This window comes from Pseudomonas sp. MS19 (assembly GCF_013277615.1).
Lineage (GTDB): Bacteria > Pseudomonadota > Gammaproteobacteria > Pseudomonadales > Pseudomonadaceae > Aquipseudomonas > Aquipseudomonas marincola.
Genome location: NZ_VBTO01000012.1, coordinates 27,596 through 47,015 on the forward strand (window position 1 = coordinate 27,596; position 19,420 = coordinate 47,015).

Annotated in this window: 18 protein-coding genes and 1 pseudogene; 9 read left to right on the top strand and 10 right to left on the bottom strand. The window is 58.3% G+C overall.

The window, feature by feature from the left end:
* Positions 1 to 4: 4 nt before the first annotated feature.
* The 4 genes from FEZ62_RS12630 to FEZ62_RS12645 all read right to left on the bottom strand — a co-directional run bounded on the left by FEZ62_RS12630 (position 5) and on the right by FEZ62_RS12645 (position 4,221).
* On the bottom strand, positions 5 to 1,246 hold the full coding sequence (locus FEZ62_RS12630; RefSeq protein ID WP_172927925.1) for an FAD-dependent oxidoreductase: 1,242 nt from the start codon (positions 1,244 to 1,246) through the stop codon (positions 5 to 7).
* Positions 1,228 to 2,151 (bottom strand): bifunctional methylenetetrahydrofolate dehydrogenase/methenyltetrahydrofolate cyclohydrolase FolD, encoded by a 924-nt coding sequence (gene folD / locus FEZ62_RS12635; protein WP_172927927.1) that lies wholly within the window; start codon positions 2,149 to 2,151, stop codon positions 1,228 to 1,230. Before folD ends, FEZ62_RS12630 begins: the two co-directional genes overlap by 19 nt.
* The gene (gene purU / locus FEZ62_RS12640) at positions 2,148 to 3,014 is read right to left on the bottom strand and encodes a formyltetrahydrofolate deformylase (protein WP_090511783.1); all 867 of its coding nucleotides are present in this window, start codon (positions 3,012 to 3,014) and stop codon (positions 2,148 to 2,150) included. The genes folD and purU overlap by 4 nt, the downstream gene beginning before the upstream one ends.
* A gap of 607 nt (positions 3,015 to 3,621) precedes the next feature.
* Positions 3,622 to 4,221 (bottom strand): cupin domain-containing protein, encoded by a 600-nt coding sequence (locus FEZ62_RS12645; protein ID WP_090511543.1) that lies wholly within the window; start codon positions 4,219 to 4,221, stop codon positions 3,622 to 3,624.
* Between the two features lie 240 nt (positions 4,222 to 4,461).
* On the opposite strand from FEZ62_RS12645, the gene glnT reads away from it, so the two are divergent.
* From glnT to FEZ62_RS12690, 9 genes are all read left to right on the top strand, one after another.
* Positions 4,462 to 5,796 (top strand): type III glutamate--ammonia ligase, encoded by a 1,335-nt coding sequence (gene glnT / locus FEZ62_RS12650; RefSeq protein ID WP_172927929.1) that lies wholly within the window; start codon positions 4,462 to 4,464, stop codon positions 5,794 to 5,796.
* A 60-nt stretch (positions 5,797 to 5,856) separates the two neighbouring features.
* Positions 5,857 to 6,762, top strand: coding sequence for a glutamine amidotransferase family protein (locus FEZ62_RS12655; protein WP_172927931.1), 906 nt, complete (start codon positions 5,857 to 5,859; stop codon positions 6,760 to 6,762).
* A 14-nt stretch (positions 6,763 to 6,776) separates the two neighbouring features.
* On the top strand, positions 6,777 to 7,460 hold the full coding sequence (locus FEZ62_RS12660; protein ID WP_172927933.1) for a protein glxC: 684 nt from the start codon (positions 6,777 to 6,779) through the stop codon (positions 7,458 to 7,460).
* 10 nt (positions 7,461 to 7,470) lie between these two features.
* Positions 7,471 to 8,793: an FMN-binding glutamate synthase family protein gene (locus FEZ62_RS12665; protein ID WP_172927935.1), complete on the top strand. Its 1,323-nt coding sequence runs from the start codon at positions 7,471 to 7,473 to the stop codon at positions 8,791 to 8,793.
* Between the two features lie 358 nt (positions 8,794 to 9,151).
* Entirely contained in the window at positions 9,152 to 9,712 is a 561-nt protein-coding gene (locus FEZ62_RS12670; protein ID WP_172927937.1) for a dimethylamine monooxygenase subunit DmmA family protein, read from the top strand.
* Positions 9,709 to 10,653 (top strand): PDR/VanB family oxidoreductase, encoded by a 945-nt coding sequence (locus FEZ62_RS12675; RefSeq protein WP_172927939.1) that lies wholly within the window; start codon positions 9,709 to 9,711, stop codon positions 10,651 to 10,653. Before FEZ62_RS12670 ends, FEZ62_RS12675 begins: the two co-directional genes overlap by 4 nt.
* 9 nt (positions 10,654 to 10,662) lie before the next feature.
* Positions 10,663 to 11,688: a DUF3445 domain-containing protein gene (locus FEZ62_RS12680; protein ID WP_172927941.1), complete on the top strand. Its 1,026-nt coding sequence runs from the start codon at positions 10,663 to 10,665 to the stop codon at positions 11,686 to 11,688.
* 57 nt (positions 11,689 to 11,745) lie between these two features.
* Complete coding sequence (locus tag FEZ62_RS12685; RefSeq protein ID WP_172927944.1) at positions 11,746 to 12,879, top strand: aminomethyltransferase family protein; 1,134 nt, start codon at positions 11,746 to 11,748, stop codon at positions 12,877 to 12,879.
* A gap of 153 nt (positions 12,880 to 13,032) precedes the next feature.
* Positions 13,033 to 13,380, top strand: a complete 348-nt coding sequence (locus FEZ62_RS12690) for a multidrug efflux SMR transporter (RefSeq protein WP_090511565.1) — start codon at positions 13,033 to 13,035, stop codon at positions 13,378 to 13,380.
* Between the two features lie 85 nt (positions 13,381 to 13,465).
* On the opposite strand, the gene FEZ62_RS12695 is transcribed toward FEZ62_RS12690, so the two are convergent.
* The 6 genes and pseudogenes from FEZ62_RS12695 to FEZ62_RS12715 form a co-directional block, all read right to left on the bottom strand.
* Positions 13,466 to 14,119 carry a phenylalanine--tRNA ligase beta subunit-related protein gene (locus FEZ62_RS12695; protein WP_172927946.1) on the bottom strand — a complete coding sequence of 218 codons (654 nt, stop codon included), beginning with the start codon at positions 14,117 to 14,119 and terminating at the stop codon, positions 13,466 to 13,468.
* Between the two features lie 48 nt (positions 14,120 to 14,167).
* Positions 14,168 to 14,341, bottom strand: coding sequence for a hypothetical protein (locus FEZ62_RS12700; protein ID WP_170860584.1), 174 nt, complete (start codon positions 14,339 to 14,341; stop codon positions 14,168 to 14,170).
* A 51-nt stretch (positions 14,342 to 14,392) separates the two neighbouring features.
* Complete coding sequence (locus FEZ62_RS12705; protein WP_172927948.1) at positions 14,393 to 15,766, bottom strand: ammonium transporter; 1,374 nt, start codon at positions 15,764 to 15,766, stop codon at positions 14,393 to 14,395.
* Positions 15,767 to 16,012: 246 nt separating this feature from the next.
* Positions 16,013 to 16,291: a methyl-accepting chemotaxis protein gene (locus FEZ62_RS20870; RefSeq protein WP_345940446.1), complete on the bottom strand. Its 279-nt coding sequence runs from the start codon at positions 16,289 to 16,291 to the stop codon at positions 16,013 to 16,015.
* Positions 16,274 to 17,002, bottom strand: a pseudogene (locus FEZ62_RS12710) (PAS domain-containing protein); the annotation flags it as partial. The pseudogene FEZ62_RS12710 and the gene FEZ62_RS20870, both read right to left, overlap by 18 nt.
* Positions 17,003 to 17,047: 45 nt before the next feature.
* Positions 17,048 to 19,393: an aminomethyltransferase family protein gene (locus FEZ62_RS12715; protein WP_172927952.1), complete on the bottom strand. Its 2,346-nt coding sequence runs from the start codon at positions 19,391 to 19,393 to the stop codon at positions 17,048 to 17,050.
* Positions 19,394 to 19,420: the final 27 nt, after the last annotated feature.

Here is a 19,420-nt window from a genome sequence, read left to right on the forward strand (position 1 = left end):
TTCCTTAGTGGCTGGCCGCTGTCGCGCCCATCTCGTTGACCTGCTGGAAGGTCGAGAAGCGGTCCAGTGCAAACGGTTTGATCAGCTCGGGAGTCTTGCCGCCACTCGCCACCAGCTCAGCCATGGTCTTGCCGCAGATCGGCGTGGCCTTGAAGCCCCAGGTCCCCCAGCCAGCGTCGAGGTAATAGTTTTCGACCGGGGATAAACCCATGATCGGGCTGTAGTCGGGCGTCATGTCGGTAATGCCGGCCCATTGGCGCATCAACCGGGCGTTGGCCAGGAAAGGGAACATCTCGATGGCATGCGCCAACAGGCTCTCTTTCAGCTCCAGGGTCGAGCGGGTGTTGTACAGCGGGTAGGGATCAGAGCCGCCGCCAAAGACCATTTCGCCACGGCTGGTCTGCTGAACGTAGCAGTGCAGGGCGCTGGAACTCACCAGCGGGTCGAGGAATGGCTTGAAAGGCTGAGTCACCATCGCTTGCAACGGGTAGCTGTGAATGGGTGCCTTGATTCCGGCCTTGGCCATCATCAGTGAGCTGTGACCGGCTACGGCTTGTACCGCGCAACCACATTTGACGGTGCCGCGATTAGTCTTCACCGCGACAATTTTGCCGTGCTCGACTTGCAGATCCTCAACCTCGGTGAGCTGGTGAATCTCGACACCCAGCTTGGCCGCCTGCTTGGCATATCCCCAGGCCACTGCGTCGTGGCGAGCGGTGGCACCGTCGATATGCCAGAGCCCGGCAATAACCGGCAAATGGCCGGGGTCAAGGTTGAGGCTTGGGACCAGCTCGCGGATCTGCTGGCGGTCGATCATTTCGGTACGGCCACCGAAATGCTTGTTCACTTCGGCGCGCTGGCGGAACGCGCGCACGGTTGCATCCGTGTGAGCCAGGGTTAACTGACCGCGCTCGGAATACATGATGTTGAAGTCGAATTCGTTGGACAGATTCTGGAACAACTTTACCGACTCGGCATAGAAGCGAACGCCTTCCGACGTCAGGTAGTTGGAGCGGATCACTGCGGTGTTACGCGCCGTATTGCCACTGCCCAGGTAGGACTTTTCAAGCACAGCAACATTGGTCACACCGTGGTACTTGGCCAGGTAATAGGCGGTTGCCAGACCGTGGCCGCCACCGCCAATAATGACCACGTCGTAACTGGCCTTGAGTTCACGGGGAGGCGGCAGGTCGGCTTCTATCGGATAGTCCGAGGAAAGCCCGTATTTCAGGAGGTTGTAAGGCATGCTTGCTCCGTAGCGGACACCGCTTGCGTATGGCTGTTGTGTTGCTGACGTGCAGCGCTGACGGTATTGCTCATCAGCATGGCAATCGTCATGGGGCCAACACCGCCGGGCACTGGGGTGATGGCTGAAACCAGGGGTAATGCACTGGCGAAATCGACATCGCCGACCAATCGTGACTTGCCGTCTTCCTCAATGCGGTTGATGCCGACATCGATCACCACAGCGCCAGGTTTGAGCCAGCTGGCATTGATCATCCGTGGGCGACCGACAGCGGCAATCACGATGTCGGCTTGGCGGCACAGTGCAGCCGCATCGATGCTTCGCGAATGCACCACAGTCACCGTGCAGTCGGCTTGCAGCAGCAGCGCGGCCATGGGTTTGCCGACGATGTTCGAGCGACCAATCACCACCGCGTGCTTACCGGCGAGCGTGCCGCAGGTTTGCTCAAGCAGGCGCATGCAACCTGCCGGTGTGCATGGTGTGAGTACTGCGCGGCCCTGGCTCAGACCACCGACGTTGCTGCTGTGAAAGCCGTCGACATCCTTGGCCGGATTGATGGCTTCGAGCACGCGGGTCTCATCGATATGTGCCGGCAACGGCAACTGCACCAAAATGCCGTTGATAGCCGGGTCGGCGTTCAGTTGGCCGATTAAATCGAGCAACACACTTTGTGCGGTTTCGGCTGGCAGTCGGTGCTCGATCGAGCGGATACCGGTTTCCTCGGCACGCAGCACTTTGTTGCGCACATAAACGTGGCTGGCCGGATCGTCGCCGACCAGCACTACTGCGAGTGCGGGGTGTACACCTTGCTCGCGTAACGCCGAAACAGCCGCACCCACTTCACTGAGCACCAGTGCTGAAATGGCTTTGCCGTCTATCAGGTCGCCGTGAACTGGGTTGTTCATCTGAAAATCACCGTTTTGTCGTGGTTGAGGAACACACGGTGTTCGATGTGGTACTTGACCGCTTTCGACAGCGCCACAGTTTCGGTGTCGCGGCCGGTCGCCACCAGATCATCCGGCAGGTAACTGTGATCAACGCGCTGAATTTCCTGCTCGATAATCGGGCCTTCGTCGAGATCACCGGTAACGTAGTGAGCCGTTGCACCGATCAGCTTCACGCCGCGGTCATAGGCCTGGTGATAGGGTTTTGCGCCTTTGAAGCCAGGCAGAAACGAGTGGTGGATGTTGATGGCGCGACCGGAGAGTTTCTGGCACAGCTCATCCGAGAGAATTTGCATATAACGGGCAAGCACCACCAGCTCGGTGCCAGTTTCCTCGATGATGCGCAGCAACTCGGCCTCTTGTTGTGCTTTGGTGTCTTTGCTCACCGGCAAGTAAATAAAGCGAATGCCCATGCGCTCGGCCATCGGGCGCAGATCCAGATGGTTGGAAACCACAGCGGTGATATGCATGTGCATCTCACCTTTCTGGAAGCGATACAGCAGGTCGGACAGGCAATGGTCGTACTTGCTCACCATCAGCAATACTCGCATGGGGGTTACGCTGCTGTGCAGTTCCCAGTCCATGTCAAAGCCCGCTGCCACCTGCAGAAAACCTTGCTCGACTTCCTTGATGTCACCTTGCACGCCCGCGTTGAAGCGAAACACCGCGCGCATGAAGAAGCGCCCGCTGAACTCGTCGTCAAATTGCGCCATCTCGCTGATGTAGCACTGTTGATCGGCCAGAAAGGTACTGACCGCAGAAACAATGCCCGAGGTAGCCGGGCAACTGACTTTGATGATGTATTGATTCGGGGCTTGGTGCATGGAGTCCTCGCTAAGAGCCTGGGCGGTTTTCTCGCTGGCAAAAGAGAAATTCATCCGCGAATAAAATTAACCGAAAGGAATATATAATTCTTGTGGGGATTTTTATAAGCGAATGAAACTTGCCTGTCTATACCTATTAGGAAATATTGTGTCCTGTCAGGAATATTTGTTGAGACGGCCAGACGTGATGCTTCGCAGGTTCACAAGCGCATAAAGCGTCAGCGGGTCAGGCCTTTACTCAGCAGTCAGGCAAGGTGTTGCAGAAGCGATGCCAAACGCGTGCCCGAAATAATCAGTCGCGCGAAATGCCCCTCGGCGGTGGCTTGGCAGGAACAATATTGGGCATGGCGGGACGATGCCGCCGGTGAGGATCGCGACGTCGCTGAGTGCGGGCGGATATGACTCGATGCTGATCTGATCGCGCGAATCTTGCGGGTATCAAGCGTCTGGGTGTTGCCAGCGTATTAAATGTCTGCAGGCTGGCCAGAGGCGGTTATAAACGAGACGGGAGGGCAGGCGCATGGCGCGCTGAGTAGGCCCCGTAAGCTCGGGGCCGGCGCAGTAGATTGGCAGCAATCAGGCAGCAGGGTGCGAACACCCCGGCGGATTATTCCTTGCCGTAGTTCATGATCGACAGCAGGCGAATGGGCACAGTCACCAGTTTTTCCGGGCCATGCGGAACTTCGCCATCAAAGGTCAGGCTATCGCCTGGCGTCATGGTGTAGAGCTGATCACCGTGGCGGTAAACCAGTTCACCTTCAAGCAAGTGCAAAAATTCTGTGCCCGGGTGCGAGAACGTCGGGAATTCTTCGCTGGCATCATCCATGGTCACCATATACGCCTCGAAGGTCTTCTTCGGGCCGCGGGTGTGGTTGAGCAGGTGATAAGTGTGGCCTTTCTCGGTACCGCGGCGCACCACCTCAAGACCCTCATCGCCTTTGACCAGCAGCGCACCGCTGCCTTGCTGGTCATATTGGCTGAACAGTTTCGACATGGGCATGCCGAGTACATCGCACAGGCGGCTGAGGGTTTCCAGGCTGGTAGATACTTGGGCGTTCTCTATCTTGCTCAACATGCCCTGACTGATGTTGGCGATGCGTGCCACGTCGGCAATCTTGAGTTCCTGAGCCTGGCGCTGCCGGCGGATCTGCATGCCCAGATATTGTTCAAGCTTCAAACGCGGATGGGATTCGTCAGTGTTGCGCATGTTCTCTTGCACCTTTTAAGTACAGGAATAAAAAATTCGCACTAGTAATGTGCGGTTTGTTTCTTTGGAATACTAAGATATTCCGCATATGAAAACATTTTTCTTATCTGAATAGTAGCAATCGCCGGTTTTACTGGTCTTGCGCTATTTACTTCACAGGTTGGCAAGCTGTTTGCATTTCTTTTGGGGAAAGTTAAATTCCTAAGCGGAATATATCAAAGACCCCACAGGAGGCAGAGCATGTTGCCTAGCGAAACCCAGCGAGTCATCGACCAGCACGGTATCAAATATGTGCTGGCACAGTTTGTAGACATCCACGGTGCAGCCAAAACCAAATCAGTGCCGGTAAGCGGTCTGCAAGCCGTGGCCGAAGAAGGCGCCGGGTTTGCCGGGTTCGCCATCTGGGGCATGGGCATGGAGCCACACGGTCCGGACTTCATGGCCCGTGGTGATCTCTCGACTCTGATTCCTGTGCCGTGGCAGCCGGGTTATGGCCGTGTCGTGTGCGTGGGGCATGTTAACGGTCAACCGCATCCTTATGACAGTCGCTATGTGCTGCAGCAGCAAGTTCAGCGCCTGAGTGATCGTGGCTGGTCGCTGAACACCGGTCTGGAACCAGAGTTCAGCCTGTTCCGCCGCGATGCAGACGGCAAGCTCAAGGCGGTGGACGCCAGCGATAAACTCGAGAAGCCTTGCTACGACTATAAAGGCCTCTCGCGCTCACGCGAGTTTCTTGAGCGTTTGACCGAGTCGCTGCAGCCGGTAGGTTTTGATATTTATCAGATCGACCATGAAGACGCCTGCGGCCAGTTCGAAATCAACTACACCTACAGCGATGCGCTGGAGTCGGCTGACCGTTTCACATTCTTCCGCATGGCCGCCGGTGAAATCGCCAACGACCTGGGCATGATCTGCTCGTTCATGCCCAAGCCAGACCCGAAGCGTGCCGGCAATGGCATGCACTTTCACCTGTCGCTGGCCAGCGCCACCAACAAGAACCTGTTCCATGACGCCAGTGACTCCAGCGGCATGGGCTTGTCGAAACTGGCTTATCACTTCCTCGCGGGCTTGCTGGCGCATGGCCCGGCGTTGTGCGCGTTCGCAGCGCCAACCGTTAACTCCTACAAGCGTCTGGTTGTCGGCCGTTCGCTGTCAGGGGCGACCTGGGCGCCGGCGTTCATCGCTTATGGCGACAACAACCGCTCAGCCATGTTGCGCATCCCGTACGGGCGCATCGAGTTCCGCCTGCCGGACGCCGGCTGCAATCCCTATTTGGTCAGCGCCGCGATTATCGCCGCCGGCCTCGATGGCATCGACCGTCAGCTCGACGCGGGCAAGGCCTGCAACGAAAACCTCTACAGCCTGAGCCTTGAAGAGATTGCCGCACGCGGTATCGAAACCTTGCCGCAGAGCCTGAATGAGGCGTGCGATGCACTCGAAGCCGACCCGCTGTTCCGTGAAGTGCTTGGCCCCGAGATCGTGGATGAGTTCATCAAGCTCAAGCGCATGGAATGGATCGAATACAGCCGCCACGTGAGCGACTGGGAAATCGAGCGTTACACCGAATTTTTCTGATTTTGTTGCCTGCCCGTAAGCAGGCAACACCAACACCCTTAGGTTTCAGGAGTTATCAATATGTGTGGAATCGTAGGCTTGTACTTGAAGAACCCGGCGCTGGAATCCCAGCTCGGTAAGCTCTTCGAACCCATGTTGCAGGCCATGACTGATCGTGGCCCGGACAGCGCTGGTTTCGCCATTTACGGTGATGAAGTGGACGCTGGCTGGATAAAGCTGACGCTGCAAAGCACGGCGAGCGATTTTAACTGGACAGCCTTGATGGGTGCGCTGGAAGGCGCGCTGGGTTGCTCGCTCGACTGGTTTCAGAACGCCAATGCTGCCGTGCTCAAGGTTAATGCCGCAGAAGCTGCCGTGCGCGCTGCACTCGCCGAGTTGGCGCCGGGCCTGCGCATCATGAGCGTGGGCCAGAGCATCGAAATTCTTAAAGGTATGGGCTTGCCTGAAGAAATTTCATCACGCTTTTCACTGGCCAAAATGAAGGGCAGCCACATCATCGGCCACACCCGCATGGCCACTGAAAGCGCAGTGACCATGGAAGGCAGCCATCCGTTTTCGACCGGCATGGACCTGTGTCTGGTGCATAACGGTTCGTTGTCGAATCACTTCCGCCTGCGTCAGGAACTGCGCCGTCACGGCATTGAATTCGAAACCGAGAACGACACCGAAGTCGCTGCCGGTTATCTGACATGGCGCTTGCGTCAAGGCGACAACCTCAAGCAAGCCCTGGATCATGCGCTGGAAGATCTGGATGGTTTCTACACATTCGCCATTGGCACACGTGACGGCTTTGCGGTGATCCGTGACCCGGTGGCCTGCAAGCCGGCCATTCTCGCCGAAACCGACGACTACGTGGCCATGGCTTCCGAGTATCAGGCGCTGGCCAGTCTGCCAGGTATCGAAAACGCCAAAGTCTGGGAGCCGGAGCCGGCAACCATGTACATCTGGGAACGCAAATCCGCCTGAGGAGCGCACACACAATGAAAACATTCGATCTATCCAGCGCCAGCGTGCGCGAATTCAATCAGGCATTGCACGACCAGGCCAAGCAACTCGAAGAACGCGAGTGGCGTGTGAGCAACAGTGGCGGCAAGCACAATCTGGCGGTTGGCGTGAATCAGCCGCTCGACATCGTGATTGACGGCCATGCAGGCTACTACTGCGCGGGCATGAACCAGCAGGCCAACATCACGGTGCACGGCAACGTGGGCGTTGGCGTGGCAGAAAACATGATGTCCGGCAGCGTTCGGGTCAAAGGCAGCGCTTCGCAGGCAGCGGGTGCAACCGCCCACGGCGGCTTACTGGTTATTGAAGGCGATGCTGGTGCCCGTTGCGGTATTTCCATGAAAGGTGTCGACATTGTGGTCGGCGGCAACATCGGTCACATGAGTTGCTTCATGGGCCAGGCCGGTCGTCTGGTGGTTTGTGGCGATGCGGGCGATGCGTTGGGCGACTCACTGTACGAGACGGTCATATACGTGAAGGGCTCGGTCAAGTCACTTGGCGCCGATTGCATCGAGAAAGAGATGCGCGCCGAGCACATTGAAGAACTCCGTGTGCTGCTCGACAAGGCAGGCTTCGATGTCGATCCGGCGAGCTTTAAACGCTACGGCTCGGCCCGCCAGTTGTACAACTTCAAAGTCGATAACGCGTCCGCGTACTAAGGAGCAGACCATGAGCGAGAAACAAACCCCTGTCCTGCGCGAGTCCGCTACGTTCGATCGCCTGGCCATTCAGGAAATTCAGCGCGCTGCCGAAACCGGCATTTATGACATTCGCGGCGGTGGCACCAAGCGTAAGGTGCCGCACTTCGATGACCTGCTGCTGCTCGGCGCATCGATGTCGCGTTACCCGCTGGAAGGCTACCGCGAGAAATGCGGCACCGATGTGACTCTCGGCAACCGCTTCGCCAAAAAACCGATTCACCTGAAGATTCCGGTCACCATCGCCGGTATGAGTTTCGGTGCGTTGTCGGCCAACGCCAAGGAAGCCCTGGGCCGGGGTGCGACTATCGCCGGCACCAGCACCACCACCGGTGACGGCGGCATGACGCCGGAAGAGCGCGGGCAATCGCAACATCTGGTGTATCAGTACCTGCCGTCGCGCTACGGCATGAACCCGGATGACCTGCGCAAAGCCGATGCTATTGAAATCGTTCTGGGGCAGGGCGCCAAGCCGGGCGGTGGCGGCATGTTGCTGGGGATGAAAATTACTGAGCGTGTCGCGGGCATGCGCACCCTGCCAATTGGTGTGGATCAGCGCAGCGCCTGTCGCCATCCGGACTGGACTGGCCCGGACGATCTGGCGATTAAAATCGCCGAGATCCGTGAAATTACCGATTGGGAAAAGCCGATCTACGTAAAAATCGGCGCCAGCCGTCCGTATTACGACGTCAAATTGGCAGTTAAAGCCGGCGCCGATGTGATCGTGCTCGACGGCATGCAAGGCGGTACCGCGGCAACACAGGAAGTGTTCATTGAACACGTTGGTATCCCGATTCTCTGCGCCATTCCGCAAGCCGTGCAGGCGCTGCAGGAAATGGACATGCACCGCAAGGTGCAGTTGATCGTCTCTGGCGGTATCCGCACCGGCGCCGATGTGGCCAAGGCGATGGCGATGGGGGCCGATGCCGTGGCTATCGGTACGGCAGCCCTGATCGCGCTGGGCGATAACCATCCGAGCCTGGATGACGAACTGAAGAAGATCGGTTCGGCGGCGGGTTTCTATGACGATTGGCAAAATGGCAAGGACCCGGCCGGTATCACCACTCAGGACCCGGAGCTGGCCAAGCGCCTGGACCCGATTGAAGGCGGGCGTCGTCTGGCCAACTACCTGCGTGTGTTGGTGCTGGAGGCGCAAACCATGGCGCGTGCGTGCGGCAAGTCGCATCTGCTCAATCTTGATCCCGAGGATCTGGTGGCCCTGACCATGGAATCCGCCGCTATGGCGCGGGTGCCACTGGCAGGCACTAACTGGGTGCCTGGCCAGGGTTTCTAACAGACAGTTATTTCCCCACATTCTGAGGCCAAAACGCCGGGCATATGCTCGGCGTTTTGCGTTTTGCGGCTGGCAAAAAATCAGCAGATTTTAAGCTTCTGTAACGGCCAATTTTGCGCCTTAAAGGCGCGGTCTGGCGAAGGATGAACGACTTTTGTGCAGGGTTCCTGGGTCGCTGGCGGCGCTGGGTGAACGGAATTATCTGGTCTGAAAATCTATTCGTTATGAATCAATAAGTTGAAAAACAATGGCACATTCCATGCTTTCTTAATAAGAACAATATGTTCCTACTGAGAATTAAATAGCCGTCCAATTCTCATCCTGAAAATGCGTTGGTGCGATGCAAAGGAGGCGTTTCATGACTACGCACGCGGTACAGCCGCTGTTCAGTACACCGGTCTACCAGAACCAGCCTGATTCGAAGGTTGCGACGCGTCGACTGGTGGTTGCGCAAGCACTCGATCAGTCGCCGGTAGAAGCGCTTATCAGCGAACTGCAGGCGCACGCTCAACCGCTACAGGTGGTGGCTATTGGCGGCACGGGAACTGCCAGTGATGCACTGCAAGTGGCCGCCAGTCAGGCTGAACTTGTACAGATGCTACACGCCGCGCTGCGCAGTGCGCCGGTCGGCACACGTTTGTATCTGTGCGGCGACGAGGCGTTTATCTGGCAGTGCCGCGAGATTGCCCGCCACGCCGGCATGCTCAATGAGGAAATCGAACTGTTCTGTGCAGGCTCCCGGCGCCAGTTGTATTGCGTGCATTGCAGTGCGCTGCAGGACATTGCTGATCAGACCGAGGTGGCCTGCGCCAATTGCGGCGTCAACCTGCTGGTTCGCGCACATTTCTCCCAGCGCCTCGGCGCGTACATGGGCGTTTGCCTGGACCCAAACAACGTGCGCGGGGAGGTGCGGTCATGAACTCACCGATTGAAGTGCGAGTCGCCGCGGTGACGCAAATTACTCCGGTGATTCGCGAGTTCACCTTTGAGCCGGTGCGCGGCGCATTGCCCGGTTTTTCGTCTGGCAGCCACGTCGTGGTGCACATGCCAGTGGGCGAGCGCAGCGTGCGTAATGCCTACTCATTATTGAGCAACCCTGCACAGACGCAGCACTACCGAATTGCTGTGCGCTTGCAGGATGAGTCACGAGGCGGCTCGCGTTATATGCACGAACAGGTGAAGGCGGGTGACCTGCTTCAGGTATCGCCACCGGCAAATCTGTTTGCGCCCAACTCGCAAGCCCGCCATCACCTGTTGATCGCCGGTGGCATCGGTATTACGCCGTTTCTCTCCTACTTGCCGGAGCTGCAAGCGCGGGCTGCCAGTTACAGCTTGCATTACGCCTTCCGTGGCGGCTTTACCGATGCCTACCTCGACAGCCTGCGCGAGAGTCTCGGCACGCGGCTGCAGACCTACGACTCAATACAAGGCCAGGCACTTGATCTGGCCACGCTACTCGCCAGCCAGGCGCTTGGCACACACGTTTATGTGTGCGGGCCGCAGCGCCTGATCGATGGCGTTCGCGCCCACGCTGAGCAACTGGGCTGGCCTGAAAGCCGGGTGCATTGGGAGGTGTTTGCCGCCCCCGAGCCTGGGCATCCGTTTGTGGCCAATCTGGCACGCAGCGGCCTGACGGTCGAGGTCGCCAGTGACTCAAGCCTGCTCGAAGCGCTGGAGCAGGCTGGCGTGGAGATTCCCAACCTGTGTCGCGGCGGTGTCTGCGGGCAGTGCGCCGTTGCCTACCTGGACGGTGCGGTTGAACACCGAGATGCCTATTTGTCTGCAACTGAGCGCAGCAACACCGTCATGCCGTGTGTCTCGCGTGGCCTTTGCGGCAGCGCGTTACTGCTTGATCTTTAGGAGCCTGTTATGTCCGTTATGTTCAAACCGCTCGAAAGCTACCGCGACGATTTCACTTATCACAACAGCGCTCAGGCCATCAGCCGCTTTCCGTTTCCATTCCCGGAAGACAACTACATGTACTCGGTGAATATCGAGCCGGCCACGCCCCGGGAGCCGGGCTCGGTATTCAGCCACTGGTTTGATATAGACGAGCACTATTTGTCTGAAATGGCTGAGCGCAGCATCGTTCTTGAACGCGACCCTGAGCGCTGTCTGGTCATGCCGCACATGGCAACCGCAGCCTGGGACACGCTGGAAATGCTGATGACGCACATGGCTGCAGACTACCCGGAGCATTTCAGCCTCAGCCGCGAAGGTGACCGCTGGACCTGGATCAACCGGCCGCTGGGGATTGAGCAAGCGTTCACCTTTGACGACGCCGATACATTGCCCTGCGAGCCGCTGGAGTACATCACACGCCAGACCCAGGGTGATTTCGCACTGTTGGATCAGCGCGACGGCAACCTGTTCATGGATGCCGGCATGGTCACTTGTCCGGCGGACTGGTCGATCAAGTTTGATGCCGGCATGAGCTTCACCCAATGGCACGCCCCGGTACCGATGGCCCATCAGATGGGGGTATTCGAGCGGGCATTGAAGTACTTGCTGAACATTCAGGTGGACCGCCCGGTGCGCCGACTGAACTGGACGCTGACGGTCAATCCGCGCATGGACACCTCATCCGAGACGTATCACGAGTGGGGGCATGAGCGCGCGCTGGTCAACGCCGAGAACGTCGCGAGCATGGTGCACCTGCGGGTTGAGTTGCAGTTCATGCCCCGTTTGCCGCGCAGTAACGCGTTGTTGTTTGGCATCCGTACCTACCTGATCAGCCTCGAAGAATTGGCCACTAATCCGGCCTGGGCGTGCCGCCTGCATCGGGTATTGCGGGATCTGCCGGATGCCATCGCCGACTACAAAGGCATGACCCTGTACCGGCAGTTCGTGGTCGACTGGTTGAGCCAGTACGACCCCGAAGTCGTTGTCGCCTGATTCATCTGCGTCGCAGTCATTGGGCTGCGGCTCTTTACACTGTCAAAGGAGAACAAGATGGCCAATTCCTGGCGTATTTCCGCCCTTGCCGAGCGGCACCGGGCACTGGGTTCCAAACTTGAAGACTGGAATGGTATGGGCACCGCGTGGACTTACGAGGCGGTCGATCTGGCAGACGCACATGAGGCGATCCGCACACGCGCAGGCCTGATGGATGTATCCGGCCTGCGCAAGGTGCATTACGTCGGGCCGCATGCAGAATCACTGCTCGAATACGCCACCAGCCGTGATATTTCCAAGATCTATCCGGGTAAGTCGGTATACGCCACGCTGCTCAGTGAAGGCGGCAAATTTGTTGATGACTGCGTGATCTATCGCACCGGCCCGAATGCATTCATGGTGGTGCATGGCGCCGGTAATGGTTACGAGATGCTGGTGCGCTGGGCGCAAGGGCGTCAGGTCTCGGTGCTGTTTGACGATGACCTGCACGACTTGTCGTTGCAAGGCCCGCTGGCTGTCGACTTCCTCGCCGAGCACGTACCCGGGATTCGCGATCTGGCTTATTTTCACCATGTGCAGACCAAGCTTTTCGGTTGCCCGGTGATGATCTCGCGCACGGGGTATACCGGTGAGCGCGGCTACGAAATCTTCTGCAAGGCGGCCGACGCGCCACTGATCTGGGACACGATTCTCGAACAAGGTAAGTCACTGGGAATTATCCCGTGCGCATTCACCACGCTCGACTGGTTGCGTGTAGAAAGCTCGCTGCTGTTCTTCCCTTACGACAACTCGGAGAAATACCCGTTTGCCGATCAACCGGCGGGCGACACTTTGTGGGAATTGGGCTTGGATTTCACCGTGTCGCCAACCAAGGGCGAGTTCCGCGGCGGGCTTGAGCACGCACGCCTGAAAGGCAAGGAACGGCTGAAGATTTTTGGCGTGCTGCTTGAGGGTGATCAAGCGGCAGCGGAGGGCGATACGTTGTGGGCAGACGGCAAACAGGTGGGCTTGATTACCTGTGCGATGTATTCACGCCTCACCGGCAAATCGATGGCTATTGCGCGACTGGACGTGCCTTATGCCGAGCAAGGCTGCGCACTCAAGGTCAAAGGTAGCGTGCAGGTCGATGCGATTGCCCACACGCTGCCGTTTGATGACCCGGAGAAAACCAAGCGTACCGCCAAGGGCTGAAACGCAAGCCACTAATCGATAAGTCAACAAGGCGTGCTCGGTGAGTGCGCCTTGTGTTTTTCAGGCCCAGACCGCGATCGCAGCACACTCTGCACGGTGAAAATCCGGGCCTTGAGTGCGCGTGATCTGCATCAATATCCGCAGGGAGTCGATATGTTCAGCAGTATCAGCAGTGGTTGGTTTTTTTTGTTGTGCGCCGGGCTAAGTGAAATCTGTTATGCCGCCATCATTCCGCGCACAGAGGGCTTCACGCGCTTGTGGCCCAGTGTTTATTGCGCAGTGTTCATCATTATCAGCTTGTATCTGTTGTCGCTGGCCACCCGTACGCTGCCAATCGGCACCGCCTACGCGGTATGGGTCGGGATTGGTGCAGTCGGTACGGCGATCTATGGCATTGCAGTTCTTAACGAGCCGGCACATCTGGCGCGTATTGGCTGTCTGGCGTTGATTGTTGGCGGGGTGATTGGACTCAAGCTGGTGAGCAGCAGCACCGCGGTGTAGAACGCTCTGCTCGATTAAGGCTCAACCTCAAAGGCGCTCATGCAGCGCCTTTTGTTTGCCCGCACATGGTGCGCTAGACCGCAGTTCAGGCTACCTGGCTGACATTGCCCTGGCAGCAGAGGGCGAGATCGGCCTTCAGAGCGCTGGCCATTTGCTCGAGGTAATCCGGGCAGGTGTCTGGATTACCCTGCACGATAAACAGCACATCGGTGCTGTCTGTGCTCAACGCGGTGTTGGCGCACTGGCGATAGTCCATGCGGCACAGCACCTGATTGTTAGCGTCGATATACGCGTATTCGCCAGCCGGTAACCTTTGCTGCGTATCGCTGCCAAGCCCCTGAAAAAGCTCGGTGCCATGACTCAGGGTGAGGCTGACGGGTAACTGCACATGCCTGAGGTCATGGGCGCCGATCGACAAGCCGCTGTTGAGGGACCATTGATTGTACAGGTCAACAACCGGTGAGACGCCGCGCAGCGAACCTTTGCGCAGATACTGGTCGAGCAGGGCCAGCGGTGAGGCGGGGTAGCGTTTCGGCGAGCGCCCCATGCGCAGGCGCAGGCCATTGAAACCTTGGGTCTGACGCAGGCAGTGCTGCATATCGAAATGCTTGCACAGGCGAGCCAAGCGCTGCTTCAACATGGCGCTGTATTGCTGATTATTCAACGCATGCAGGCTGAAAGCGATGGCCTTGAGGCCGAGATCAAGAGGTGTTTCGAGGCGAAAAACAGGGTTGAACATAGCGCTGTCCGAGTGAGCCGGCACAGATGTGTGCCGGCCTGGAGGGAGTTACTTCTTGGTCATGGGGCTGTTGTAGCTGTGCTTCTCGTGACGCACGGTGATCCAGATGGCTGCCACCGTGACGGCAACGGCGACCACCAGAATTAGAGCCATTACGCCGGGCTTGTCGGCGAAGGTGAAGACGCTGCTCGCACCTTCCCAACTGGTGATAGGACTGCTCATGGGCGTTCTCCTCAGTGTGTCGCGCGGTGCTGGCACCGCGCGTTAAGTGGTTTAAACAGGTTTGGCTTCTGCGCTGATGACGCTTGGAGCGGCTGTTTCGGTGCTGATGTAAGTGGTGCTGGCGCCGGTAAGTGCCCACTCCGGATACGCTTCGGCCGGTACTTCGGTGAGGTCCAGACCGCGCTCTTCAGCATGTGCAGGCACACGCAGGACGCCGGCCTTTTTCATCGCCAGGGAAATCAGGTAGCCCGGTACGAAACCGAGTACGGCGAGTACCAATGCGCCGCCGACCTGGCCAAGGAAGTTCACCGGCGGTACGCCTTCACCCATATTCGGGTAGCCCGAGAGGAAGATGCCGCTGATGACGATGCCCGCGAAACCGCCGAAACCGTGTACGGCGAAAGCGCCCACTGCATCGTCGATCTGACGTTTTACCAGGTACTTGTGAACCAGCGGAGCCGCTGCTGCCACGCCCATACCGATTACATAAGCCAACGGCGGGTAGTAAACGTCGAGGCCAGGTGCCACCGAGACAATGCCGATGAGGCCGCCCGACATCATCCAGAACGGTTCACGCGTGGTCAGGTAAGCACCGATCAAACCACCGGCAAAGCCCATCAGTGTGTTGAAGGCGAACGCCGACAGGGTGGTTGGCTGGCCGTAGATGTTGGTCCACTGGCCGCCGATGTTGTAGATGATGCAGCCGCCGAGGAAACCGAAGAAACCGACGATTACCAACATCAGGCCAATCACGCTCATCGGCATACTGTGGCCGGCAATGGCGTTGGCGCTGCCGTCTGCATTGAAGCGGCCGATGCGTGCGCCAACGTTGATCACTACACCCAGAGTAAAGAAACCGGCAATGGTGTGAACGCAACCCGCTGCACCCACGTCATGGAAGCCCCACTGAGTGGTCAGCCAACCTGTTGGATGCCAGCTCCACGCGGCGCCGAGAATCCAAACGCCCGAGCCCAGAATAATCGCCAGCACAATGAACGCGCTCATACGTGTGCGCTCGATCAGTGCCCCAGACATGATCGAGGCAGTAGTGGCAGCAAACAATGCGAACGCGCCCCAGAAAATCCCCGTCGCGTTATCGCTGATGTTCGGCCCCATCGAACCACTCCACGGCAGGGCAGCTGCGGCAGCTTCCATGTCGAGGGTGAAACCGTTGGCGAAACCGTTGTAGATGAACCAGCCGAAAAAATAGAAGGTGGGAACGATGAAGGCGAACGCCAGGATGTTTTTGACCCCGGCGGTCAGCACGTTTTTCAGGCGCGATGCACCAATCTCATACGAAAGAAAGCCGGCGTGAATGATCACCATCAAGGCAATACACCACCAATAAAAAATCTCCATATTGATGGTGCCGGACATCTGTATGAGCGTGTTCAGCTCTTCCAGTGTGGGGGTTGCTCGTTCCATTGCTGAGTCCTCGATGCAATTTTTAGGATTAGGTTTGTTCGGCAGATCGAGAGTTGTAAGCGTGCCCTTAGGCTTTTACCGTGAGTTATAAAAAGTTCTCACTGGGAATTAGCAAAGCTTGTGCCATTTTTATGATTGTCTATTTATCAATGATTTATGATTCTTTCTTGAAGCTGGTTCTTGATACTGCTGCCCTGTTTGTGATCGTTGTTGTACGCGCGCGCCTGATCTTGGTTCGCTGTGCATTCACTGCTGTTCTTGCAGCATGTTCTGGATCTGACCGACCGACTCCTGGGTGCGCCGGGCAAGATTGCGCACCTCGTCTGCCACCACGGCAAAACCGCGACCCTGCTCCCCAGCGCGGGCGGCCTCAATTGCAGCGTTGAGTGCCAGCAGATTGGTTTGATCTGCTACGCCCTTGATCGCGCCAGCCACCTTGGCGATCTGGCCGTAAGTGTTCTGAATGCTCGCCTGTTCACGTTGGCGCAAGGCGTCGGCGGCTTTCTCATCGCTGATATCGCGCACCGCGCCGATCACCCGAAGTAACACGCCGTTAGCGTCGTGCAGGCAACTGCCGCGCTCGCGGTACCAGGTTTCACCTCGGGTTTTGTGCTGCATGCGGTACTCGACTACATAAGCGCGCTGGCCTTTGGGGTCACGGATGAAGTCGGCAAACACCTGCATCACGTGTTTCAGGTCGTCGGGGTTTACCACGGCAAAGAAACTGTCCCAGCCATCGGCGAACTCCGCCTTGCTGTAACTGATCAGGCTGCGAAACTGCTCGGACCAACTAATCAGGTTGTCCGGATGATCAGCGTCTCCGTTGACCACCCGCAGATCCCAGCATCCCTCGGTGAGGGTCTGTTTGGTCAGCGACCAGGCCTGTTCGTCCTGCTGCCACTGGCGCTGATACGCTGCGTTCTGCGCAAGCTCACGGTTGCACTCGGCTAATTGCTGCTCAAGTTCGCTGGTTTTCTGCTGCTGGCAAGCCAACTGCTCAAGCAATTGCTGATACTCAGCTGCATTGCACGGAGGAGCAGGCTGGTCTGCGCTGGCCTTTAGCAGTTGTTGACGCTGCTGCCAGCGTTGGCTCAACTGGCCCAACGCCGTCAGCAGTGCAGGGTGGCGCTGCAACGTGGCTTGTGTCTTTAGCGTGCCCGGTTCATCGCGCTGCAATTGAGCGATGAACAGACAAAGCTCATTGGCGAGTGCTTTGGATTGATCCCTGAACCCCATTTACCGCTACTCCCTGAGCAATATGAAGATGGCTGCGCCGCCAACTCAGCTGCGCACGCGGGTTTTCTCCGGGTCGTAGGCGATTGTGCTGGCGGCCACCGTGGCGTTGATGCGCTTTTGCTGGCCGTCGAGCTTGCCGATCTGCACTGTGCAGCCAGGTTCGCAGTACCCGACGTCCAGCTTGCACAGTGCAATATTCTTGCCCAACAGCGGTGAGCGGGTGGCACTGGTAATCACCCCGACCTGCGCGCGGCCAACGTGCACGCAATCGCCGTGATGGGCCTGTTCGTTGCCTTCGAGAATCAAACCCACCAACTTGCGTTGCGGGTGAGCGCTGCGCCGAAGCAGTGCGTCGCGGCCGATAAAGTCATCCTGTTTGGATTTCAGCGGGACACAGAAGCCGATGCCGGCTTCAAAGGGGTCGGTCTGGTCACAGAATTCGTAGCCTGCAAAGATCAGCCCGGCCTCGATGCGCAGGCTGTCCAGTGCGTCGAGCCCAAGTGGCACCAGACCGAGAGGCTCACCCAGCTCCCAAAGCCGGCTCCAGACCTGCTGCGCATCGTTCGGATGGCACCACACCTCATAGCCAAGTTCGCCGGTATAACCTGTTCTGGAGACCATCAGCGGCACGCCGTTGTAGCCATCAAGGCGACCCGTGAGAAAGCGGAACCAGCCAAGGTCACCGAGGGATGGCTGGGTTGCAGGTGTCCAGATCATCTGGCTGAGCAGTTCGCGGCTTTTCGGCCCTTGCACGGCAACGTTATGGATTTGCTCGCTGGCCGATTTGACCCAGACCTTCATGCCCAGCTTCTGTGCCTGTTCGCGCAGCCAGACGCCGGCGTAGTCTTCGCCACAGATCCAGCGGAACGCATCCGCTCCCAGACGCAGCAGCGTGCCGTCGTCGAGCATGCCGCCGTGCTCGTAACACATGGCTGAATAGACCACCTGGCCTACTGCCAGTTTTCGCACATCACGGGTCAGGCAATAGTTGAGCAGCGCTTCGGCATCCGGCCCGATCACCTCAAACTTGCGCAGCGCCGAGAGATCCATCACCGCCACTCGCTCGCGGCAGCCGTGGTATTCCTCAATGGCGCCAAAGCCGTGGTAATGCGTCGGTGTCCACCAGCCCCGGTAGTCGATGAAGTTGCTGGTCAGCGCCGAGGTGGCGGCATGGAATCCGCTCTCGCGGGTGAGAACTGGTTCGGAGTCTGGAGTTTTTCGAGTGGCCATGGCGATACTAAAACGCTCCTTTGCGCTGTAAACGCGGATGTGAATGTCCGTTGGCTGCCAGCCATTTGCCGGGTCGATGTCGTCTGGGCAGGAACTGCTCGCGCACACCAGATCATTCATGGCGCGCAGCAAGACGTAATCGCCAGGACGCGACCACGGCTCGTCGAAGGTCAACTGCTGGTGGGCATCGACTGCGGTGTTGTAGAAGAAGTTGATGGCGGCCCAGCCCGCGCGAGGCTGTGAGCCATATGCGGCGAGGGCGCGGCTGATGTTGTCGCTGCAATTGTCGTGACCAAAGTAGCCCATGTTTTCGTAGTGGCGCGCGGTGCAGGCGAGGCCGAAGGTGTCGTGGCGACCCACCGTGTCACGAACCACTTCAAGCATGGGCTGCATATCACGATCGAAAAACTTGCTGAACAGCCCCGGGCCTGGATAGGCGTTGCCATTCAGCGTGCGGGTCACGGTGGGGTCGAGTTCAATTTCGCGGCCCCGGTCGAGGCCCCGGCGATCCAGCGCGACAAAGTCGGAGCACTGCCGGCCTGCCACATCGAGTACCTGAATATACTGCCCGGCAGTCACGGTATATGCATTGGCAGTGCCGGGCCTCAGGGTGAACTCGTCAACCACCTCAGCCAACGGGGTAGGCAACGGTGGCGTCAGGATACTGCGTGGATTGTTGCGGTGAATCAGCAACTGCAGTTCGCTTGGGCGCTGCTGGCTGTCGACCGCTGTGAGGCCGCCCGGCGCCGCGATAAGCACCACCAATGTATCGCTGGCGGTAAACAGGCGGCTGTAACCGGCGGGCGATTGTGCTGGCCAAAGCGTTGCGGCTGCTGGCAGTTGGTTGCAATCAATCGCGTAGCGCGCCAGCCCCAGGCGCATCTGGACCGAATCGCCGCTGCCGTTTGCCAGCAACGTGGAGATGTAGTTCGCCGCCGGGTCACTGCCAAGCCCCAGCGCACTGAGCGCCACGCGACCCTGAGTGTCGAAGGCGAGCAGATGCGCCTCTTGATCGCCCTCAACATCAATCACCTGCAAGCGATCACCCGCTTGCAGTGCGATCACCGTGAGTCCGTCCGGTGCAACGCGATGACGTTCGCGCGCAGGCTCACGGGCAAACAGCGCCGGTTCGAACGGGCGTGAAATGGCGGGCATGTTCATAGGGCCGTCCTGTGCTTGCTGGCTTGG